Here is a 19,146-nt window from a genome sequence, read left to right as displayed (position 1 = left end):
ATCATAACATACCCGCTTATACAACTATACACTCCATATTTTCATTTACTGTTTAGTTATTCCGATAATATCCTACCTTCACGGCATTATGGAACTATTTACGCAACAATCCCAAATCATCCCAGGCCTCCAATATATAGAGAACTATTTTACGGCACAGGAACAGGAGGGCTTAATAGCAACTATTGATAAACAGCAATGGCTTGGCGACCTGAAACGCAGGGTGCAGCATTATGGCTTTAAGTACGATTACAAAGCCAGGAGAATCGACCTGGGCATGCACATCGGCGCGCTGCCGGACTGGGCGAAAGCCATTGCGGACAGGCTGCATTCGGAAGGATATTTTGATGTGGTGCCCGACCAGCTCATCATCAATGAATATTTGCCCGGGCAGGGTATCACTCCGCACATCGACTGTGAGCCATGCTTTGAGGGCACTATTGTTTCCATTTCTTTAGGTTCTCCCTGCGTCATGGATTTTACGAATAAAGTAACCGGTGAAAAGATACCGATGCTGCTCGCCCCACGCAGCATGGTCGTCCTGAAAGGTGATAGCAGGTACGGTTGGATGCATGGTATTGCCGCACGGAAAACAGATAAATTTGACGGCAATGCCTATCAAAGGGGCAGGAGGATTTCGCTCACTTTCAGGAAAACCATTTTAGAGCGATAGGTCAAAAGTTGCATTGTATTACTTTGGCGTAATAATTTTACGCATCGGCAGTTATAATAATAACCAATTAATCCAAGCCTATGAGACTTTTGATTATTCCCCTGCTATTGTTATTTGTTGCCTGTAAAGACGAAAATACCATAAAGGTCACTGAGCCGACTATACACTATAAACCTCTGAAACAAGAGAAATATGTAAAAGCGCAAATAAGGCTGTCAAAAGTCGACAGCTTAGCCACAGACAAAGATGTGTCGAAATTTTTAATAACAATCGACAGCGGCTTTACCAATTTTAAATTAGAAAGATCACCTTATTCGGATGCATTAAAAAATCCCGAAATGGACAGTATCACGAAAGCAAGGATAAAAAGTTCAGGTATAAAAAAAAGCTTTTATAAAGCAGATCTTGATAATAACAGCTATACTGATCTTGTAGTACTCGGAGGTTGGGGCTCAACATCAACAGCCTACGAAGGAGAGCGATTAGAGTATCACTCCTATGCTGTAATGAATTTTGGCAATAAACCAGAAAATATATATGACCTTCGAAGTTTTTTAATGCCTGAGATTCATTACGCTAATGGAGAGCCATATCTTATAAATCGACTTATAAGAGGCAACGACATCAAAGAAATTAAGCTTACAGGAAAATTCGGTTTGTTTACAGAATACAATGAAAGTCCCGTTGACAGTAAAATAGAAAAGATAGAATTTGAATCAGATCCTTGTTTTGGAAGTTGTCCTTATTTCCTATTGACCATTAATAAAAACAGGTTTGCAACACTTATCGCAATTGCATACAACAGGAATGACCTTCCTGATAATTATATTGAAATGGAAGGAGTTTATACCGCCACGATTAAAGATAACGAATATGACCAAATAATGGAACTCCTTAATTACATCGATTTTAAAAATTTAGACAAGAGCTATTCTGTAGGGCATACGGATGCTCCAACCGGTATAATAAAGATCACATATGATAACGGAAAAATAAAATATATTAATGATTATGGCATGAAAGGAACATATGGCCTGATGGCTGCCTACAACCTGTTTCGTAACCTTAGATTTAATCAAAAATGGACTAAAGTTGAAAAAATATTCGGTATAAAAATTGAAAATGTTGGCCATATAGTACCGCGCCTGAAAGAGTATTAATATTCATTATAAAACTTTCTTACGCCCATTCGAATACTACCCGTGCAGGTGTCTTCTGTTAACACAAAGCCAATTATCCTTTCTTTAAATCATTAACCTTAAATTTCTCAGTAATTTAAAGGCCTTAATGAAAAAAGCATGGAACAATCTTTCAAACCTTTACAAGGTAAAACAGCCATTATAACCGGTGGCGATTCGGGCATCGGCAGAGCCTGTGCCATAGAACTCAGCGAACGCGGTGCGAATATCGTGATCAATTACCATAGCGATGAAGAAGGCGCTAACGAAACCGCCTCACAGGTCAAAAACAACGGCAGCAGGGCGCTGACCTACAAAGCCGATGTGGGCGACTATAAACAAATTGTAGAAATGTTCGCTACGGCAAAAGAGCAATTCGGCAGTCCGTGGATACTGGTTAACAGCGCAGGCCTGAACGAATCGGGCATATTTGTGGATGACATGGAAATCGAAATGTTCGACCGCACGCTGCGTACCAATTTGTATGGGACGTTTTACACCTGCAGGGAGTTTATAAAAGCCCGTAAAGCCGATGGCAACGGCGGCAAGATCGTCAATATCTCCTCGATACACGAAGAAGTGGCCCGTGCAGGTGGTGCCGATTATTGTGCCAGCAAAGGTGCAGTGCGTAACCTGACGCGTTCCCTTGCACTGGAGCTTGGCCCGTTCGGCATCAACGTAAACAACGTAGCGCCCGGAATGGTGCTTACCCCTATGAACCAAAAGGCCCTTGACGACCCGGAATACCTTAAAAATGCCGAGCAGAACATCCCATATCGCAGGGCAGCAGAACCCTGGGAAGTAGCAAAGCTTGTGGCGTATCTGGTTTCGGATGATGCATCGTATGCGGCAGGGCAAACCTTCACGCTCGACGGCGGACTGAGCTTAAATTTAGGACAGGGAGCATGAGCAGGTATACCGTAAAAAAGATCGAGCCGCTGGAGCTGGAATGCACAGCGCCACTGGCAGGCATGTATAAGCTGAGCCCCTACGTATGGAAAGAGAAACATACATACAAAATGCTGATACGGGCCGTGAACCCGTCTGATGATGTAACGCAGCAGGCAGCACGCGCTTATTTCGGCACATCGAAAGACGGCCTTAACTTTAAGATGGATGATGGGCCGTGCCTTGCGCCAAGTACCCAAAGTTATGATAAGGACGGCTGCGAGGACCCGTCGGTTATTCTCTTCGACAGGAAATATTATGTGTACTACACCGGCTGGAATGTTACCAAGCGTGAAGGGCAGCTCATGCTGGCCACAGGCGATGATCCGCGCAACCTGAAAGTTGAAGAGATATCGATAGCGAGCAAAGAGCCGTACCTGAACCCAAAAGAAGCGACCCTCACACGGCTGAAGAACGGCATGTGGGCCCTGTTCTTTGAATATGCACAGGATGGCAGGTCGAAGCTTGGGAGGGCGTTCAGTAAAAATCCGGATGGCCCGTGGCGCATAGAGGGCGAATTTTTGCAGGCACGGGATGACTCCTGGGATTCTTACCATTTGAGCGCGGGGCCGGCATTGGTTGACAAGGATTTCCAGACCGTGATGTTCTACAACGGTTCTAACCCGCAGGCACACTGGCGCATCGGGTGGGTAGAGATGGACGATCATGGAAAAATTACAGCACGGAGCGAAGAGCCGTTGATTACGCCGCCGGCAAGCAAGCCCGGACAGGTAGATATTGCATTTTCGGCTTCAAACCTGCGTGATGGCAATGATATCTGGCTGTATTATTCTACCGAAGACCAGCAGCCATTCAGGGCTATTATCTCGGTTGAAGGGCCATAAAAAACATATAATGACCTGTTAATTCGGGGGCGTTGTAAAATAATCCTTTCAAAACGCAGTTATTAATCAAAACTGCAACCATGAAGAACTACCTCCAACTCTTACTGCTTATGGCCTCTATGGGCATGTATGCCCAATATATCGGGAAGTGCGGGCTTGACAACGACCCTGCGCTTACCGACGAAGAAGCCGCTTTCCTGAATGAATACTTCAATAAAAGCGACCGAAAAGGATTTGATTTTACCGGAAAGAAGGTACTCATACTGGGCGGATCGGCAGGATCGAGGCTGTGCGGCAAAGAAGATTATTTTAAAAGCATTAAAGACCGTATAGAAGTGACCACGCTGCCTATAGCTTCTGACCCCTACCCTTTGACCGAAGAAGAAAAAAGGCTTTCAGGCGGGTATGACGCTGTTCTGACTTTTTGGACAAAAGTACCGATGACCCGGGATAAAATAAAAAGGGTTGTCCGCCGCGTAGCCGAAGGCATCTGGGAAGTGCCCGGTGTAGCGTAACGGGATTGCCTGTATAAAATTACAGCCGCCTTTGCAAATTTTGTAAAGGCGGTTTTTGTTTGCGGTAAAATGTATCGTCATTACGCAGTTTTGTATAAGTCCCCAGCCCTGCTGCTGCCATAGCTTTGTACCATCAAACTTTAATGATACAAAACAATGTCTAAAACAATTTTTATAACAGGCGCTTCAAGGGGATTTGGACGCCTTTGGGCAGAAGCCTTTTTAAAACGCGGTGACAAAGTAGTTGCCACAGCAAGGAATATTGAAACCCTTAACGACCTGGTTGCGCAATATGGCGATGCCGTGCTTCCGCTTCAACTCGATGTGAACAGCCGCGAGGAAAGCTTTGCAGCCATAAACAAGGCAGCAGCGCACTTCGGCACGCTGGATGTGGTGATCAATAATGCCGGTTATGGGCTTTTTGGGACCATTGAAGAAGCTACCGAAAAAGAAGCACGCGACCAGATAGAGACAAATGTATTCGGGCTGCTTTGGATAACACAGGCAGCACTGCCGATAATGAGGGCACAGGGCCACGGGCATATCATACAGGTATCGAGCGTACTGGGCCTTGTTACCCTGCCGGTACTGGGCATTTATAATGCTTCGAAATTTGCCGTGGAAGGCCTTACAGAAACACTGGCAAGCGAGGTAAAAGACTTCGGCATCAAAGTGACCCTTGTGGAACCGAACGGCTTCGCTACCGACTGGGCAGGCGCATCTGCTGTACAAAGCCAGCCGATAAGTGCTTATGACGGGGTGAAAGCAGCCTTTCAGGAAGGAATGAGCGACACCGATATTTTCGGGCAGCCGGAAGCTACAACAAGCGCCATCGTTAAACTTATTGATGCCGAAAACCCGCCGCTGCGCCTGTTCCTGGGCAAAGTAGCATTGCCATGGGTAAAACAGGTGTATGCTGACCGCCTTGCCACATGGGAAGAATGGAACGATGTTTCTGTGGCAGCGCATGGGAAGTAATTGGGTGATTTAATCCTGAAGAAAATAATCAAATGTCACATTGAGCGCAGTCGAAATGCGGCATTTGGTTGTTTTCCATCCCGACTCCGCTCGATGTGACAAACATGACTTTCAGGTTATATCAAACTAAATTTTTCTAATTACCTTTACAATAACATCTGCGCTATATTGCGCAGGTGTTTTATCATTTTAAATTATGGAACATTTTAAAAGCATCAGCGATTTTAACCGTTTCAATGGTTTTGAGCCCCCTGAAAACCCGCTATTAAGCCTGGTAGAATGCAGCAAAATAGACACCTGCAACCTGATAAGGGACGAATTTACAGCCGATTTCTACATGATCATGTTCAAAAAAATGAAGGCGGGCGTAATACTTTATGGCCGGACAAAATATGATCACGACAATGGCTCGATGTCTTTTATAAAACCCCGCCAGGTGATGCAGATGAAGGACGTGGAGCTTGAGGAAAACGGCTTTATCATCTTCATGCACGAAGATTACCTTTACAACCATGTATTGCACCTGGATATAAAGAAATACGGCTACTTTGATTACGAGGCGAATGAAGCCCTGCACCTTTCGGTACGTGAAGAACAGATCGTATGGGACCTTTTCTATAAGATGCAGGCCGAATATATAAACAATGAGGATGAGTACAGCCGCGATATTATGCTCACGCATATCGATTCGATACTGAAATACTCGCAGCGGTTTTACAAGCGGCAGTTTATCAACCGTACACAGCTGTCGGGCAAAACGGTTTCGCGTTTCAACAGCACCTTATCGTCGTACCTTGAGGACGGGCAGCTACGCGATAAAGGCCTGCCAAGCGTAAAGGCAATGGCGGACGCACTTAACACCTCCCCACGCTACCTGAGCGACCTGCTGCGGCAGGAAACAGGCAAGACGGCACTGGAGCTTATCCATATTTTCCTGATATCCGAGGCTAAGAATATCCTACAGGGCTCGGAAAAGACCGTGAGCGAAACGGCTTATCTTCTCGGCTTTGAGAACCCGCCTTATTTTTCGAGGCTCTTTAAAAAAGAGACAGGCTTTAGCCCTGTGGAATACCGTAAGCAGTTCCTGAATTGAAATAACACATTTATGCATGTAGAATAGTCCGATTCATTTAAACCTGCAAGGTTTTAAAAACCTTGCAGCTTGGGAGAACTAACTACAGTCCGGTTGGTCTCCTGCAAGGTCTTTGAGACCCTGTAGGTATAATTTTTAAAAAAGCTTTCAGACACTTTTATATTTGTAATCAACATATCCGCCTGAGAGGGCGGTTTTTTTTATGCCTTATCGTACGAACTATCAAAAAACAAGTACGAATTTTCATTTCGCGGTTTTGGGGCTTTTTGTTTTTATATATTAGCGGACGGATATAAAAAACATCCCTATGTCGTCACTATACAGGATCACCATCAAAAAAATAGAAGATACCAAAGTTACTGCCGAGGTGCGGGTAATACATCCCGATGCGGGGAGCGATATCGGCTCCAAAGACTTTTCGTTACAGATATTGCTGGAAACGGGGCATATTGAAAGGCCTTATTTTGACAAGCTGCCTATGTCTGAGCAGGAATGGGGAAAATTGGTTACAGAACATCCGCTGAAAGAGGAATATGACACGCTGCATTTTTATAATGATGGAAGGCAGCTCAATATAACCAAAGAAGAAGCCGATAAGCGCGAAAACAGCGCCTACCGTGAAAAGAACAATGAAGAGCTGTTCCGGCAGTATGGTGTGAAAACCTCGGGCGGTGGGATGAGCAACGGCCAGCATTACATACGATTCGACAATGAACCCCTTAAAGTGATTGAAGCGGCAAACAGGATAATAGTGTCCAAACCGGTAAAGAGGAAACTCGAAAAAGATTTGTATACACTGGAATTTGAGGTTGGCGATGCGGCCTACCTGTACCACCTGCGGGAAAAGATGCGCTATGAAACGGCTGCATTCAACCTGTCGTCTTATTACAAGCCCGAAATTAAAGCAGAAGAGGGCGAACCAATACTACTGACCTACAAAGATGATAAAAGCGACAAATTCTGGCAGGTTGTGCAGGACGGAACCACCCTGTATATAACCTATGGCAAAACAGGCACTGCCGGGCAAAAGAACGTAAAGACTTTTGACTCTTTGCAGAAGGCAGAAAAAGAACGCGACAAGCTCATCAATGAAAAGCTGGGTAAAGGCTATATGCGGGCAAACTAATAAATAACAGAAAACAAAACAATTATGCTAAGAGCTATAGTCATTGATGACGTTGATAAAATAAGGGCAAAAAACATTGCGACAATAAAGCAGCACTGTCCCGGTGTGGCTGTTATTGCCGAAGCCGAAAATGTAAAATCGGGTATAGAAGCGATACGGAAATACCTCCCGGACCTCGTGTTCCTGGATGTGGAGATGCCTGATGGTACCGGTTTCGACCTGCTAAGGGAACTGAGCCCTATCAATTTTAAAGTGATATTCATTACCGGGTACCAGGAATTTGCCATAACTGCCTTCCGCTTCAGCGCAATAGACTACCTGTTGAAGCCTGTAGAGCCCTCCGACCTTATTGAGGCCGTGAAAAAAGCAGAGGAAAGCGTGAACAAGGAAGTACTTGACTTGAAGCTGAGTACCCTTTTCTCGAACATGGAACGCCCAAGGAACCTGCAGAAGCTCATCCTTAAAACGGCTGAAAAAGTATACTCTGTAAACGTACAGGACATCCTGCATTGCGAATCGGACAAGAACTATACTACTTTTTATTTTATAAACGCGCCCAACCTTGTGGTATCCAACACCCTTAAGGATTATGAAACTATGCTCACGCCGCAAGGCTTTTTCAGGTCGCACCAGTCGCACCTTATTAACATGCTTTATTTCGACCATTTGATCAAGGCTGATGGCGGCGCTACCATTGTAATGAAAGACAAATCGAAAATACCATTGGCGGTGCGCAAAAAAGAAGAGTTTTTAACCATCCTGGAGAGCTACAGCAAGTGGTAATCCCTTACGAACTGTGAGCTTTGCCTGTATAAAAAAATGGAGCCTGATATTGTCCTGCGTTTTTTGCTGCGCGGGCAGTATACTCTATGCCCAGGATTTTAAGGAAACAGATTCCCTGCAAAGGGCAGTCGACTCCTTCAGCAGGATGGGCCTGAACCGGAAAGCGGCTTTCGAGCAGAATTATGTAGATGCAAGGCTCATGAATGCCAAACCTGAGATCCGGGTGAATTCGTATTACAAGGTTGCACAGGCGTATGTAAGGTCGCGCGAGTACGACGATGCTTTTTATAATATCATGATGGCCCTAGAATCATGGCAAAAAATGGAGAATCCTATAGGCATAGCAAAATGCTATAGCGTGATGGCGCAGGTATACCTGTATAAAAAAGACTATAAAAAAGCAGCCTCATACCACCGTAAAGCGCTTTCATTATTCAGGGATAACCCGCATAAAAAAGGTGAGGCGGCAACAGCAAAAGTTATCTATGCCGACTTTTTTATAGACCGTGGCAACTATACCGAAGCCTTAAAGCAACTGACAGATGCCCTTGACGAAACGCGTGGCAACGGATTTTATAACGCACCAGCGTATATAAAAGATAAAGCAGGGTTTTGCCATACTTCCTTAGGCAGGCCACGGGTTGCCGAAAAATACTACCTGGAAGCCCTTGAAGACCTGAAGAAAAATCCTTACGTAGACACCGAAATGTCTATACAGCGCCATTTGGGAGAATTGTGCCTTTCGCTGAAAGACTACGGGCAGGCACAATCATGGCTCGAAAAGTGCATCAGCCTGCGGCCTGCCGATGAAGACAACGAAGAATATATGCTTGCCAACAAAAGTATGGCAAAGCTGTACCTGGCACAGGGAAACTATGAACAGGCCTATAACTATGAGCTGGAGGCCGTCATTGCAGACAGGGAGTTACGAGATGCCGTAACACTTACAAGCACTGATGCGGTAGCAACAAAATATGATGCCGAACAGCTAATGCTCCAGAACAAGCTTTTGGAAACAGAGGCAGAAACGAAAAAGATAGCCGCAGAGCAAGCCGATTCCCGAAAAAATGCTTTCCTGTTCTTTTTTATTTTTGCTATCATTGTACTGGCTACCGTACTGCTATTCCTGTATTTTTATTTCAGGCAAAAAAGGGCTATTACGGTTAACCGGAACAATGAGCTGAAACAGAAATTGCTGCTTACACAAATGAACCCGCACTTTATCTTTAATTCCGTGGATACGATCCAGAGCCTCATTTATGAAGATAAGAATGATGAAGCGGTAGATTATCTGTCGAAATTCTCGGAACTCACGCTGCAAATACTTGAAAATTCGTCATTGATGTACATCAGCCTGAAGGAAGAGATCAACATGACGGCTAACTACCTGGTAATTCAGCAACTACTCTACAACCACAACTTCGACTTTGAAATTACCGCTGATGACGGTATAGATACCGAAACAACGTACATCCCGCCGATGCTTACGCAGCCATTTATAGAAAATGCTGTAAAGCACGGCCTCGCCGAAAAGAAGGAAGGCGGAATGATATATGTACGGTTCTATAAAAAGCAGCGGAAACTTTACTTTGAGGTGTCGGATAACGGAAAGGGCCTCACCGGGGAGACACGGAAAGGCCACCGGTCTATGGCTACAAAAATTACATCGGAAAGGCTCAATGCAGTGCCGGGCGATATTGAGGTAGCCAACATTATTGAAAACGGCGTTGCACGGGGAGCGGTGAGCCGCTTTGCCATCCCTTACAAAATAAAGAATAAGCCCGCATGAAGCGATGCCTTGCCATATGCTTCCTGATGTCCTGCCTGGTGCTTTTTGTACCGCAGGTATCAATGGCACAGGCAAATGCTAATAAAGCTAATTTTGAAGCGCAGGCTGATTCGCTAAACCAGCTGGGCAACCGCTACCTCGAAAAAAAAGAATATCCGCAGGCGGAAACGTATTACAAAAAAGCGATTGCCCTTTCCAGGAAACAAAAGCTTGATGAAAAACTGGGCTGCAGCCTGTTCAATTTATCGGTCCTTTATTCCCGCACGGCAAACTACGAAACGGCTATAGGCCTTGGGGAGGAAGCTGTAAATATCCTTGAAAAATATCCGCCCGGGCAACTACTCGCAAAATGCTACATGACGCTTGAGGTCTGCAAAAAAGAGCACGGGCAATTTCTTGAAGCAATGGGCTATGCCGATAAGGCCGTTGAAGTACTGAGAAAAGTTAAAAACGATACGCTGCTGGAACATGCCTTATGGCGGGCGGGCGATCTCTGGAACGGGTGGAATACATCACGCGCCATACCGATGTTTAAAGAATCGTTGGCATTGGCAAAAAAATTACAGAAATATGGCGACATCGACAATATATACAGCTCCCTGGGATTTTGCTACAGCGATCCGTTTGGGGGCGACCCGGACAAGGTTACCGCAGAGCGTTATTTCCGGAAAGGGCTTGAGGCTGCCTTGGAGTACGACCCGGCAGATGTTGCCATCAACCGTATCTATTACGGAAAAATATGCACCGCCAATAAAAAGTATAAAGAGGCCGAATACCATATAAAGATCGTATATGCCGAATCTGCTAAATCGGGCGACAACGACATGCTTTCAACTGCCGCATTTTGCCTGAGCGAAGTATATTCCGGCATGGGAGATTTCCAAAAGGCCTACCAATTCCTGAAGGAACATGAAGCGCTTGAGGAAAAGTATTATGCCGACAGGAAAAAAAGCACTGTGGATAACATGGCTTTTAACTTTAAGACCGAAAGGATCAGGACCCAAAACAAGCTGCTAAAACAACAGCGGGAACTCCAAAAGGCAAAGCAGGAACAGGAAAGCTTCCGTAAAAGCGTGAAAATATGGGTTTCGGTACTGGTAGCGCTGTTCCTCGTGCTGGTTACGGTACTGTTGTTCCGTTACTTTAAAAAGAAAAATATGCTGCTTTCCAAAAAGAGCAACACCCTGCGCCAGCAACTGCTGCTCACGCAAATGAGCCCTCATTTCATAACATCATCCATCAGCAGCATACAAACCCTCATCAGGCAGGACAAACCCGATGTTGCCGCTGCCTACCTCTCCAAATTTGCACGGCTGACACGCCAGATACTGGAAAACAGCACCGGCGACTATATAGCGCTTGATGAAGAGATCGTGATGATAACCAACTACCTTGCCGTACAGCAGCTGCTGCATCCGGGGAGCTTTAGCTTTACCGTTGATGAGGATGATATTGATAGTGAGGCCATCTACATTCCGCCAATGCTTACACTCCCCCTGATTACCAATGCGGTGGAGCGGGCAGCGAAGTCAGAGGTTACGGAACGGTCGGTTGAAGTGCGGTTCCTGATGAAGAACGGCAAACTGGTATTTGAGGTAAGCAATACCGGCGGCCCGCTGGAACCCGGTGAAAGGCAGGCGATACTGGAATCGGCATCGGTACATATAACTGTAGAGCGGCTGGCTAACGGGCAACCGTTCACTGATCCTGTTAAGTTAGTAAATACCTCAAAAGAGGGCGTGATTACCGGTGTCATGGCATGGTTTGAAATACCCTATGTTACGGATTAAAACAAATTTTCTTTACACTTAGGGCAAATTTTCAACAAACCTGTCCGGATAATCATTTATAAATCTATATTGCACATTATATAATACCTTGCAGTAAAATCAAACCACCAATTATTATCATGTACGATCTTACCCAAAAATACGAAGATTTTAAAACCCAATTACAGCACAATCCCCGGACAGGAATCGAAAGCTGCGGAGGTGGTTACCTTGAGATAATCCCAGCCCATATCAATATCCAGCTCTATGTGCTCAACGGTGAACCCGATGACGAACCGGATTATGAGCGCGACTTTACCTTTAGCCTTGATGACTCGTTTAAAGAGCTCATTGAAGTATCATGGGACAATAACCTGCAATATTCTTTTGAAAAAGATAATAGCAACCACCCCAACCTGGCACACAGGCAGGATAACATTGGCTCCTACAGCTTTACAAGCCCACGGAATTTTTTAAACAGCAAGCCATGGCTCAAAGACCTGACTGATGAAGACAATAAGGATTATGAGCTGATAAAAAAGCTGCACATTATTGACAATACCAATGTGAAGTACCAGTATGCCTGCATTTGCTTTGACAGCAAGACTGATAATTCTATATTCGAAAACAAGCTGTACCTGTACCAGGATGAAAACGTGCATCACCTGAAACTTTCGCTGCGGGAATATTACGAGACCTGCCTGAAGATGTATTGCATCGAAAACTGGCAGCTGCTTTTCATCGATAAAGAAGAAGTCGCTGCATACGGAACTGAAATAGGCAGCCTTGTAAAAACCTACCGCGACCTGAAAATAGCCTTCCCTGAAAATGACCTCAGTTTTATTGAAAACAGGCTGCGGGAATATGGCGCTTCTCTTTAACCAATAATAAAACAAAATGAATTACAAAGAAATATTTTCCCATATACGGGGGTTTGGCGCGCGCAAGATATACGACTTCCTTGCGGCCAACCCAGAACAAAAACCGGAAGGCGTTGACGAAATGCTGCTTGCCGTGATTACCACCCTTTATGATAAAGACCTGAAGAAAAATTTTAAGACCATGTTAGGCAAGATTGGCGGGGAGCCGGTTAAGCAGGCGTTAAAGGTAGTTTCTAAAAGGGATTACAGCAATTATTCGGCCATGAAGAACCTGGCCATCGACGTGCCGGAACTTGAGAAAATTGAAGGCTTCAATACGCTACAGTTTTTAAAGTATCTCTCTATCGTAAGCCATACTGTGAGGGACATGCGCGAGCATTTCCTTGAAAAGGCGAGCGATGAGGAGATAAAATATTACCTTCTTAATGAATTGTATGACAATAACGACCCAAATATCGTGCGCCTGTATATTGGCGACGAACTTAGCGAGCGCGTAGCGCAGCTGGTGTGGGACGTTGTGCCGCAACTCGCACCATCTTTAGCGAGCCTTACCTGCCGTACAGAAGGAAAGGTGCATTTTGATTTTGACACTATCGACATGCCTAACATCTACGAGATTAAGATAGGTGGCGACTTTGACAAATTCCCGTCGTTTGTATTTGACCAGCCATCGCTGCAAAAATTAAACATCAGGACAAACCTGGATGTGTTTCCGGAAGGAGCAGGCAAATTATTAAACTTGAAAGAACTTGTTATCAAGATGCCGGTAACAACACTGCCGGACGATATTTTTTCGCTGACAGAAATAACCTGGTTTACCCTTTATAACACACGCCTTACTGCGGTGCCTGAAGCTATCGGCAATTTTGTAAAGCTAAAAAACATTGGCCTTTCGAAAGAAGATAACCCTGAAATAAAAACCATACCGGAAAGCATTTTTGCGCTGCCCAACCTCCCGCAAATATATAAAGATGACATAAAGGCTGAGTTCATGCCGGATAATGAATATGAAGTGCTGTATAACGCCATCAGCTATTTTATAAAGGAATTTGAGAACATTCCTTTGGTGAAAGAGCTTATTTCAAAATATAAGGCCAATGAAGCGCCAAACTATTTCCCGGAACTTGCCATTGCAGTTACCAAATGCTATTATGAAGATGAGCATGGCAGGTCGCTGGGAACCTATTATAACTATATAGACGACAACGCCCCTGAAAAGCTCAAGCAAGTGAACAAGGCGCTGAAATCCTTTAAATATATAGACGAGACCACTACCCCGGAAGACTATGACAAGATGCGGAAAAAGCTGGAGCCATTCGATTGGTTCGATACTGAAAAGTTCATAAGCCTGTGTGAAGTTATGGTAGTTGATATTTATGAAAAGTATCCTTTTGAGAAGTGGTAATTAAAACATCAATAAAACAATACAATGAGAGACACTATCATAGAAAAACTACAGTCATCATCGCTGAACGATTTTACAGAAGGAATAGAGATGACAAGGGAAGCTTACCGTACCGATAAAGCCGTCCTTGCCGTGGACCAGGAAATAATGGAGCGCGTTCTGTCGATAATGGTCTATGAAAAATTCTATACGCACGATGAGCTGTCCGACACTATGGAAAAGGTCATGGAAGTGCTGCCAAGGCACCTTTCGCTGATGGAAGATTTCATAAACAAGTATACCCTGAAAGGCATCAGCATATTCATAGACCAGTTCATCAACCATAACCAGGTGGATATAAGCGGCTTTATGATGGCAATGGGCTTCCCCTACCTTGTGGTATCGAATGAGGCCAGGGGCCTTGCAGAGCTCATTGAAGAGAACGATAAGGAAGGCGCTAAAGTGATGATAGCTTTTGCCGATGTGCTGTACAAGATATTCGACTCCCAGATAGGAGCCCGCTCATTCCTGATAAATTTTAAAGAATGGGACAAACCGACAGCAACTGCGGTAAACAATATTATAATGGCATCGGGCCTTGATACCCAAGCCGATATATTCAAGCTCCTTGAAGACCACCAGGATAATAAGGCCCTTTTGGAATATGCCATCGATCCGTATGCCGATACGCTGGAAGGCTTAAGGCAAAAATACAACGCCGAAGGAAGCGATGACCATTCTATAACACTTTTAGGCGGCTACATATGGTATATCCTGAAATATATAAGGACCACTAAACAATGGGGTGCTATAGCTGACAGGGTAAAACTGAAATGGGACCTGATAGAGCTGCTTGCCGAAAGGGAAAACCCCGGCAGTATAAATACGTTCAATGAGCCTGTGTCACTAAGTGAGTGGCAGGAGTTTGAAAAAACGGTGGGCACAGAGCTGCCGGAAATCCTCAGGGAATTTTACCTGGTGCATGACGGGCAGGATACCGGAAATGTTTTCAATTCCGGATTGCTTGCAGAAGGCTCGGAAGGGCTTTTCCCACTATCGAAAATAAAGCAGGAATGGAACCTGTGGGACAGCCTGAACAAGGAATTTGGCGGCGAAATCCCTGAAGAAGATGCCATAGACGAAGTAAAGCCATTGTACTGGAACCCGCTGTGGATACCTCTTTTGGGCGATGGCAGCGGCGACATCCATTTTATGGACCTTGACCCGTCGGAAGGCGGAAAGCATGGCCAGATCATACTACGCAAAAACAGCGGCCCAGAGTATGACCATGTAGCCGATTCTTTTGAAGAGTGGATAGACAAATACATTGAAAAAAGGGAACGATAGGTTTAAATAAAATCAATATTTAACCACATAGGCACATAGTATTTAGAAAGAAACTATTAGACTCAATTAAGTAACACAGAGCATGAAGCTACGCTTCACTATGTGCAAGTATGTTTCCTTTTACGATCATAAATCACTATGAAACCTATGTATCTATGTGGTTAATTAAAAAAATAAACAGTTACTAAAATCAATACAAGTAATGGTTACAGTACTCAACCCCGAATTAAGTAAGGAGCTACAAACGGCAATTGATAAAGCCGATGTAGCATCATTCACCAAACTGATGGATGAGCATAACGTGCACGGTGCATCTTTCCTGTTTGCATCGGCGCGCAAGAATGCTTTCCCGCTGATCAACCGGGCATTGTCGGGCGACTTTACCAATAAGAATTACGCCGAAAAGCTTGAGATCGCAAGGATGCTGGTGGACCGCGGTGCCGACCCCGACATGGGCGCACCTTATGGGCTTTCGGCATTGTCTAATATACTGCATATACACCAGTTTTTGGGTGTACGAAACCGTATAAACCACGAGGTGTACCTGTTCACACTGCTTTTTGCCTCGGAACTTGTCATTCGATACAATGCGGACCTGAATCTTACCTGGAAATCAAAAAGCTATATGCTGGATGATATGATATACATCTACGAAAGGTATTATGAAAAACGTATTTCCGACCTGGAGCAGGTAAGCCTGGAGATAATAGAGCATATGCTGAAGCGTGGCGCAAAGTGGAGCAGGCACATAGACCCGAAGGCCTTCCCGGAACTGACAGGACTGCTGATGGGCTACAGGGACAACCAGTCGGAAGCTAATACTCCGAAGCTGCCTAACCCGTCATTTGACGCGATGTTTGATGCGGAAACAGCAGCATTAGCATGGAAAGCCTGGAATGAAAAACAGTCACCGGCTTATGAAGGGCTGCAAGCAGTGCGCCAGCTGCAGTACCGTGCTTACCACCATGCCAACTGGGGTTTCGATGAAGATGGTGTAGAAGCCATAGCCATACTTACAGAACTGTTTAGTGCCCTGGAAAAAGACAAGCGGAAAGCTGCGCTCGCCGACGTTAAGAAACTATCTGTCCCGCAAAAGAACCTGATGGACCTTAAGTCGGATTATGACAAAGAACTGTTCTATAAAAACAAGGAAATACTCCCTATGAAACCGGTGTATGATGATGCTTTATATCAAAGGCTGTATGAAGCATGTTTAATGAATTAAGAAATAATTAACAAGTTTTTACTATAGGCATTGTGCTGAAGGTAATTATTGATATATTAGCAGGTTCACCCTGTTAAGCAACTTTTAAAAAACCTATTTATAACCTTAAAACAATTTAAAAACATGAATGCATTTAAAAAAATCTCAGCGATGGTGCTGTTTGCCGTAATGGCTTCGCAGGCAGTAACAGCAGCAACTACAGTAACCCCTGTAATCGTTAACGCTGTCGGAGGCTACTTTGATGTGTACCTTGTAAACAACTGCTCTAAGGAGATCGAAGTACGCGTACGTGCGGAAGGCTCTTCATCTACCTCAAAATACAAGGCAGGCGAAAAAGTAAAGGTTCCTGTAAAGGCCGGCTATGAAGTGTATGTAGACGGTAAGCTGTTCAAGAAATTCGAGGATTCTGACAGCGGAAAAGAAATTAAACTTTGCAAATAAGAAATAATTATGGGATTTTTTGACAAGATAAAGGGCATGGTGGGCGTTACCGGCGTAAAGCTTGAATTTTTATACGTAGAGAACCCGTGGCCGTATTTCGACCCGATGATCAAGGCAACGGTAAATGTTAAGTCGGGTAAAGATCCCGTAACCGTGATAGGCGTTAAAGGTACCTTTTACGCTAAGCGCACCGTTAATAACGTTGAGGAGAAGATCGAGCTGGGAACTGAAACCCGTACTGCCGAGAGATGTGCCACAACAGAGCGCAACGGCGAATGGGTAAAGGAATTTCCATGTACAGTAGAAGGCGGCGGTGAGGTTTCTTACGGCTACTGGGTTAAGGACATGGACGTTCCCGCAGCACTGGCAAACTGGGGTGGTGATACACCTGAGAACGCACAAAGAAACGGTATTACCTTTTTCCTGGAATGCGAGGTAGACATTAAGGAAACGCTCGACCTTTTCGACCCATCCATTACGCAGGAGATAACTGTTTACGACAATGGCCGCAGGCAGGAACCTGAATATGAAGAAGAGGAAGATGTTGAAGAAGAAGCTAACGCAAGCATTTATAATAGTGTTATAGAACTTGAAGGCGAGGATGAGCCTATCGATTTTACACCTGAGCAAAGGGAACTGATCCTTTCCGGCAACCATGATGATATAGAGTTCGAGCTTGAGGGTATGGAAGTGTATGCTATTTACAGCCTGGGCCAGATGCACAATAAAGTAGTGCGCATGACCGACGACTTTTTTGGCGATACCAAAGTTGGGTTATTCAGGATCAACCACATCAACGGGCACAGGGACCTTGATTTCAGTAACCCGGACAACTGGAGGAGCATTCATATCGATTCACTTTCGTTCACCTTCTCAAGTCCGAACGAATGGGGAAGCCAGGCTTCGAGGTTTGAAAGCTTATCGCACATTAAGAAAATTGCATTGCTAAGCAATAACTAACCAAACAATAAGAAACGCCCGGTAAATACGGGCGTTTTAAATTATATTTTGGCATGATCGTGAAAATAAAGAGATCAGGGCATTTATAGCAAATAAAGAAAAATTATAATGGAAAGACAAAATATCGCGGCCCATTTCCCGAATGGGGAAGTGCCGGAACTACTGGTGAAATTCTACAAATTTCCCGAAACAATTGAATTTACTGATCCTGAAGCAGAGCGGTATATTCATAGAAGCACCCCGGAGGAATGGAATCATAACCTTGAGGCGGTCATCGACAGCAATGTGATAGGCGAATTTATTCCGTTCTATTATAACGGTATACACGAAACCTACTGTTTCTGGAATATCCGCAAAGGCGAAAATCTGACAAGCCAGCCTGTTGTGCATATTTCAAAGCAGCAGCATCATAGTGTGATTGCAGGAAACCTTGGTGATTTTTTTAGCATCCATTGCCTCGCGCTCGACATTAAGATAAGTTATATCCTGGTCGATAACGATCACTGCATAAAAGAGGGAATGGAATCGTATATGCAGGACCCGTATAAATTTTGCAGCCCGGAACGCTGCGAAAGCATTAGCAATGACTACGCAGAAAACCATCCCGACTTCCTGCCCTTCCGGAAATGGATGGCTGACGAAATGGGGATAACGCCCGCAGAAGATCCTGTAAAGATCGTTGCAGATGCGTATAATACCCTTCCAAACCTTATAGAATACATCCGTTCAAAAGACGGCTTTAAAGTTCAAACGATATATTAAAATACGGCTGCTTCCCCGGGAAAGCAGCCGTATTTCATACGATATACTCGTCGTCTATTTCCCAGCCTTTCATGATCAGGCCCATTTGTGTTGCACCAAACCAAGGCCTCCCTATCTGTAGTTCCCATTCGCAGCCGGCTTCAAATTTTTCGGGTAATTTGATACCGTGTATTTCTACCGGCATTTTCCAGTCCTTATACTGCGGCATGTCCAGGTAGCGCTGCAGTTCCTCACGATGGAAATCGAATATCGCTTCACGGGCATATTCTATGTAGCCTTCAAGATGTACCATCATCAGCTCGTATAGGAAATCGATTTGGTCCGGCTTTAGTTTGGTCAGCTTTATCTTGTTCTCCAACCCGCCGTGCTTGTTGAGTATTTTATTCAGGGGCGAAAGGTTCGCTTTTACGTAGTCGCGTTTTGTAGTATTCATGGTAAATTGCTCTTAA

Annotated in this window: 19 protein-coding genes; 18 read left to right on the top strand and 1 reads right to left on the bottom strand. The window is 44.6% G+C overall.

Features of this window, described 5'->3' with window-relative positions; all coding sequences use genetic code 11:
• Positions 1–88: 88 nt before the first annotated feature.
• From HYN59_RS06195 to HYN59_RS06110, 18 genes are all read left to right on the top strand, one after another.
• A complete protein-coding gene (locus HYN59_RS06195; RefSeq protein ID WP_108777442.1) occupies positions 89–673 on the top strand; it encodes an alpha-ketoglutarate-dependent dioxygenase AlkB in 585 nt (194 codons plus the stop codon).
• Between the two features lie 80 nt (positions 674–753).
• Positions 754–1,833, top strand: a complete 1,080-nt coding sequence (locus HYN59_RS06190; RefSeq protein WP_146185875.1) for a DUF6438 domain-containing protein — start codon at positions 754–756, stop codon at positions 1,831–1,833.
• Positions 1,834–1,971: 138 nt separating this feature from the next.
• Entirely contained in the window at positions 1,972–2,760 is a 789-nt protein-coding gene (locus tag HYN59_RS06185) for an SDR family NAD(P)-dependent oxidoreductase (RefSeq protein ID WP_108777440.1), read from the top strand.
• Positions 2,757–3,644 carry a glycoside hydrolase family 130 protein gene (locus tag HYN59_RS06180; protein ID WP_108777439.1) on the top strand — a complete coding sequence of 296 codons (888 nt, stop codon included), beginning with the start codon at positions 2,757–2,759 and terminating at the stop codon, positions 3,642–3,644. Before HYN59_RS06185 ends, HYN59_RS06180 begins: the two co-directional genes overlap by 4 nt.
• A gap of 80 nt (positions 3,645–3,724) precedes the next feature.
• Positions 3,725–4,159, top strand: coding sequence for a DUF8192 domain-containing protein (locus HYN59_RS06175; protein WP_108777438.1), 435 nt, complete (start codon positions 3,725–3,727; stop codon positions 4,157–4,159).
• Between the two features lie 156 nt (positions 4,160–4,315).
• A complete protein-coding gene (locus HYN59_RS06170) occupies positions 4,316–5,137 on the top strand; it encodes an SDR family oxidoreductase (protein WP_108777437.1) in 822 nt (273 codons plus the stop codon).
• Positions 5,138–5,333: 196 nt separating this feature from the next.
• Positions 5,334–6,230 carry a helix-turn-helix domain-containing protein gene (locus HYN59_RS06165; protein ID WP_108777436.1) on the top strand — a complete coding sequence of 299 codons (897 nt, stop codon included), beginning with the start codon at positions 5,334–5,336 and terminating at the stop codon, positions 6,228–6,230.
• A gap of 307 nt (positions 6,231–6,537) precedes the next feature.
• Positions 6,538–7,356 carry a WGR domain-containing protein gene (locus tag HYN59_RS18145; protein ID WP_219928796.1) on the top strand — a complete coding sequence of 273 codons (819 nt, stop codon included), beginning with the start codon at positions 6,538–6,540 and terminating at the stop codon, positions 7,354–7,356.
• 24 nt (positions 7,357–7,380) lie between these two features.
• Entirely contained in the window at positions 7,381–8,139 is a 759-nt protein-coding gene (locus tag HYN59_RS06155; RefSeq protein ID WP_108777435.1) for a LytR/AlgR family response regulator transcription factor, read from the top strand.
• 13 nt (positions 8,140–8,152) lie between these two features.
• Positions 8,153–9,928, top strand: coding sequence for a tetratricopeptide repeat-containing sensor histidine kinase (locus HYN59_RS06150; RefSeq protein WP_146185874.1), 1,776 nt, complete (start codon positions 8,153–8,155; stop codon positions 9,926–9,928).
• Complete coding sequence (locus tag HYN59_RS06145) at positions 9,925–11,718, top strand: tetratricopeptide repeat-containing sensor histidine kinase (RefSeq protein ID WP_108777433.1); 1,794 nt, start codon at positions 9,925–9,927, stop codon at positions 11,716–11,718. The genes HYN59_RS06150 and HYN59_RS06145 overlap by 4 nt, the downstream gene beginning before the upstream one ends.
• A 119-nt stretch (positions 11,719–11,837) precedes the next feature.
• Positions 11,838–12,578: a hypothetical protein gene (locus HYN59_RS06140; protein ID WP_108777432.1), complete on the top strand. Its 741-nt coding sequence runs from the start codon at positions 11,838–11,840 to the stop codon at positions 12,576–12,578.
• Between the two features lie 16 nt (positions 12,579–12,594).
• Positions 12,595–13,983: a leucine-rich repeat domain-containing protein gene (locus HYN59_RS06135; RefSeq protein ID WP_108777431.1), complete on the top strand. Its 1,389-nt coding sequence runs from the start codon at positions 12,595–12,597 to the stop codon at positions 13,981–13,983.
• Between the two features lie 24 nt (positions 13,984–14,007).
• Complete coding sequence (locus tag HYN59_RS06130; protein WP_108777430.1) at positions 14,008–15,309, top strand: SMI1/KNR4 family protein; 1,302 nt, start codon at positions 14,008–14,010, stop codon at positions 15,307–15,309.
• Between the two features lie 202 nt (positions 15,310–15,511).
• The gene (locus tag HYN59_RS06125) at positions 15,512–16,534 is read left to right on the top strand and encodes a hypothetical protein (RefSeq protein ID WP_108777429.1); all 1,023 of its coding nucleotides are present in this window, start codon (positions 15,512–15,514) and stop codon (positions 16,532–16,534) included.
• A gap of 123 nt (positions 16,535–16,657) precedes the next feature.
• Positions 16,658–16,975, top strand: coding sequence for a hypothetical protein (locus tag HYN59_RS06120; protein WP_108777428.1), 318 nt, complete (start codon positions 16,658–16,660; stop codon positions 16,973–16,975).
• Positions 16,976–16,984: 9 nt separating this feature from the next.
• Complete coding sequence (locus HYN59_RS06115) at positions 16,985–17,935, top strand: hypothetical protein (RefSeq protein ID WP_108777427.1); 951 nt, start codon at positions 16,985–16,987, stop codon at positions 17,933–17,935.
• A 108-nt stretch (positions 17,936–18,043) separates the two neighbouring features.
• Positions 18,044–18,697, top strand: coding sequence for a hypothetical protein (locus HYN59_RS06110; RefSeq protein ID WP_108777426.1), 654 nt, complete (start codon positions 18,044–18,046; stop codon positions 18,695–18,697).
• Between the two features lie 34 nt (positions 18,698–18,731).
• Here the strand turns inward: HYN59_RS06110 and HYN59_RS06105 are convergent, their stop codons facing one another.
• Entirely contained in the window at positions 18,732–19,130 is a 399-nt protein-coding gene (locus tag HYN59_RS06105; RefSeq protein ID WP_108777425.1) for a hypothetical protein, read from the bottom strand.
• Positions 19,131–19,146 lie beyond the last annotated feature (16 nt).

This window comes from Flavobacterium album (assembly GCF_003096035.1).
Taxonomy (GTDB): Bacteria; Bacteroidota; Bacteroidia; order Flavobacteriales; family Flavobacteriaceae; genus Flavobacterium; species Flavobacterium album.
The sequence above is the reverse complement of the archived record's forward strand: the minus strand, read 5'-3'. Positions and strand labels throughout refer to the sequence as shown.

Bases quoted from the DNA above. Each gene is read 5' to 3' on its own strand.
- HYN59_RS06195 (WP_108777442.1), top strand. From the start codon at position 89: ATGGAACTATTTACGCAACAATCCCAAATCATCCCAGGCCTCCAATAT.
- HYN59_RS06190 (WP_146185875.1), top strand. From the start codon at position 754: ATGAGACTTTTGATTATTCCCCTGCTATTGTTATTTGTTGCCTGTAAA.
- HYN59_RS06185 (WP_108777440.1), top strand. From the start codon at position 1,972: ATGGAACAATCTTTCAAACCTTTACAAGGTAAAACAGCCATTATAACC.
- HYN59_RS06180 (WP_108777439.1), top strand. From the start codon at position 2,757: ATGAGCAGGTATACCGTAAAAAAGATCGAGCCGCTGGAGCTGGAATGC.
- HYN59_RS06175 (WP_108777438.1), top strand. From the start codon at position 3,725: ATGAAGAACTACCTCCAACTCTTACTGCTTATGGCCTCTATGGGCATG.
- HYN59_RS06170 (WP_108777437.1), top strand. From the start codon at position 4,316: ATGTCTAAAACAATTTTTATAACAGGCGCTTCAAGGGGATTTGGACGC.
- HYN59_RS06165 (WP_108777436.1), top strand. From the start codon at position 5,334: ATGGAACATTTTAAAAGCATCAGCGATTTTAACCGTTTCAATGGTTTT.
- HYN59_RS18145 (WP_219928796.1), top strand. From the start codon at position 6,538: ATGTCGTCACTATACAGGATCACCATCAAAAAAATAGAAGATACCAAA.
- HYN59_RS06155 (WP_108777435.1), top strand. From the start codon at position 7,381: ATGCTAAGAGCTATAGTCATTGATGACGTTGATAAAATAAGGGCAAAA.
- HYN59_RS06145 (WP_108777433.1), top strand. From the start codon at position 9,925: ATGAAGCGATGCCTTGCCATATGCTTCCTGATGTCCTGCCTGGTGCTT.
- HYN59_RS06140 (WP_108777432.1), top strand. From the start codon at position 11,838: ATGTACGATCTTACCCAAAAATACGAAGATTTTAAAACCCAATTACAG.
- HYN59_RS06135 (WP_108777431.1), top strand. From the start codon at position 12,595: ATGAATTACAAAGAAATATTTTCCCATATACGGGGGTTTGGCGCGCGC.
- HYN59_RS06130 (WP_108777430.1), top strand. From the start codon at position 14,008: ATGAGAGACACTATCATAGAAAAACTACAGTCATCATCGCTGAACGAT.
- HYN59_RS06125 (WP_108777429.1), top strand. From the start codon at position 15,512: ATGGTTACAGTACTCAACCCCGAATTAAGTAAGGAGCTACAAACGGCA.
- HYN59_RS06120 (WP_108777428.1), top strand. From the start codon at position 16,658: ATGAATGCATTTAAAAAAATCTCAGCGATGGTGCTGTTTGCCGTAATG.
- HYN59_RS06115 (WP_108777427.1), top strand. From the start codon at position 16,985: ATGGGATTTTTTGACAAGATAAAGGGCATGGTGGGCGTTACCGGCGTA.
- HYN59_RS06110 (WP_108777426.1), top strand. From the start codon at position 18,044: ATGGAAAGACAAAATATCGCGGCCCATTTCCCGAATGGGGAAGTGCCG.
- HYN59_RS06105 (WP_108777425.1), bottom strand. From the start codon at position 19,130: ATGAATACTACAAAACGCGACTACGTAAAAGCGAACCTTTCGCCCCTG.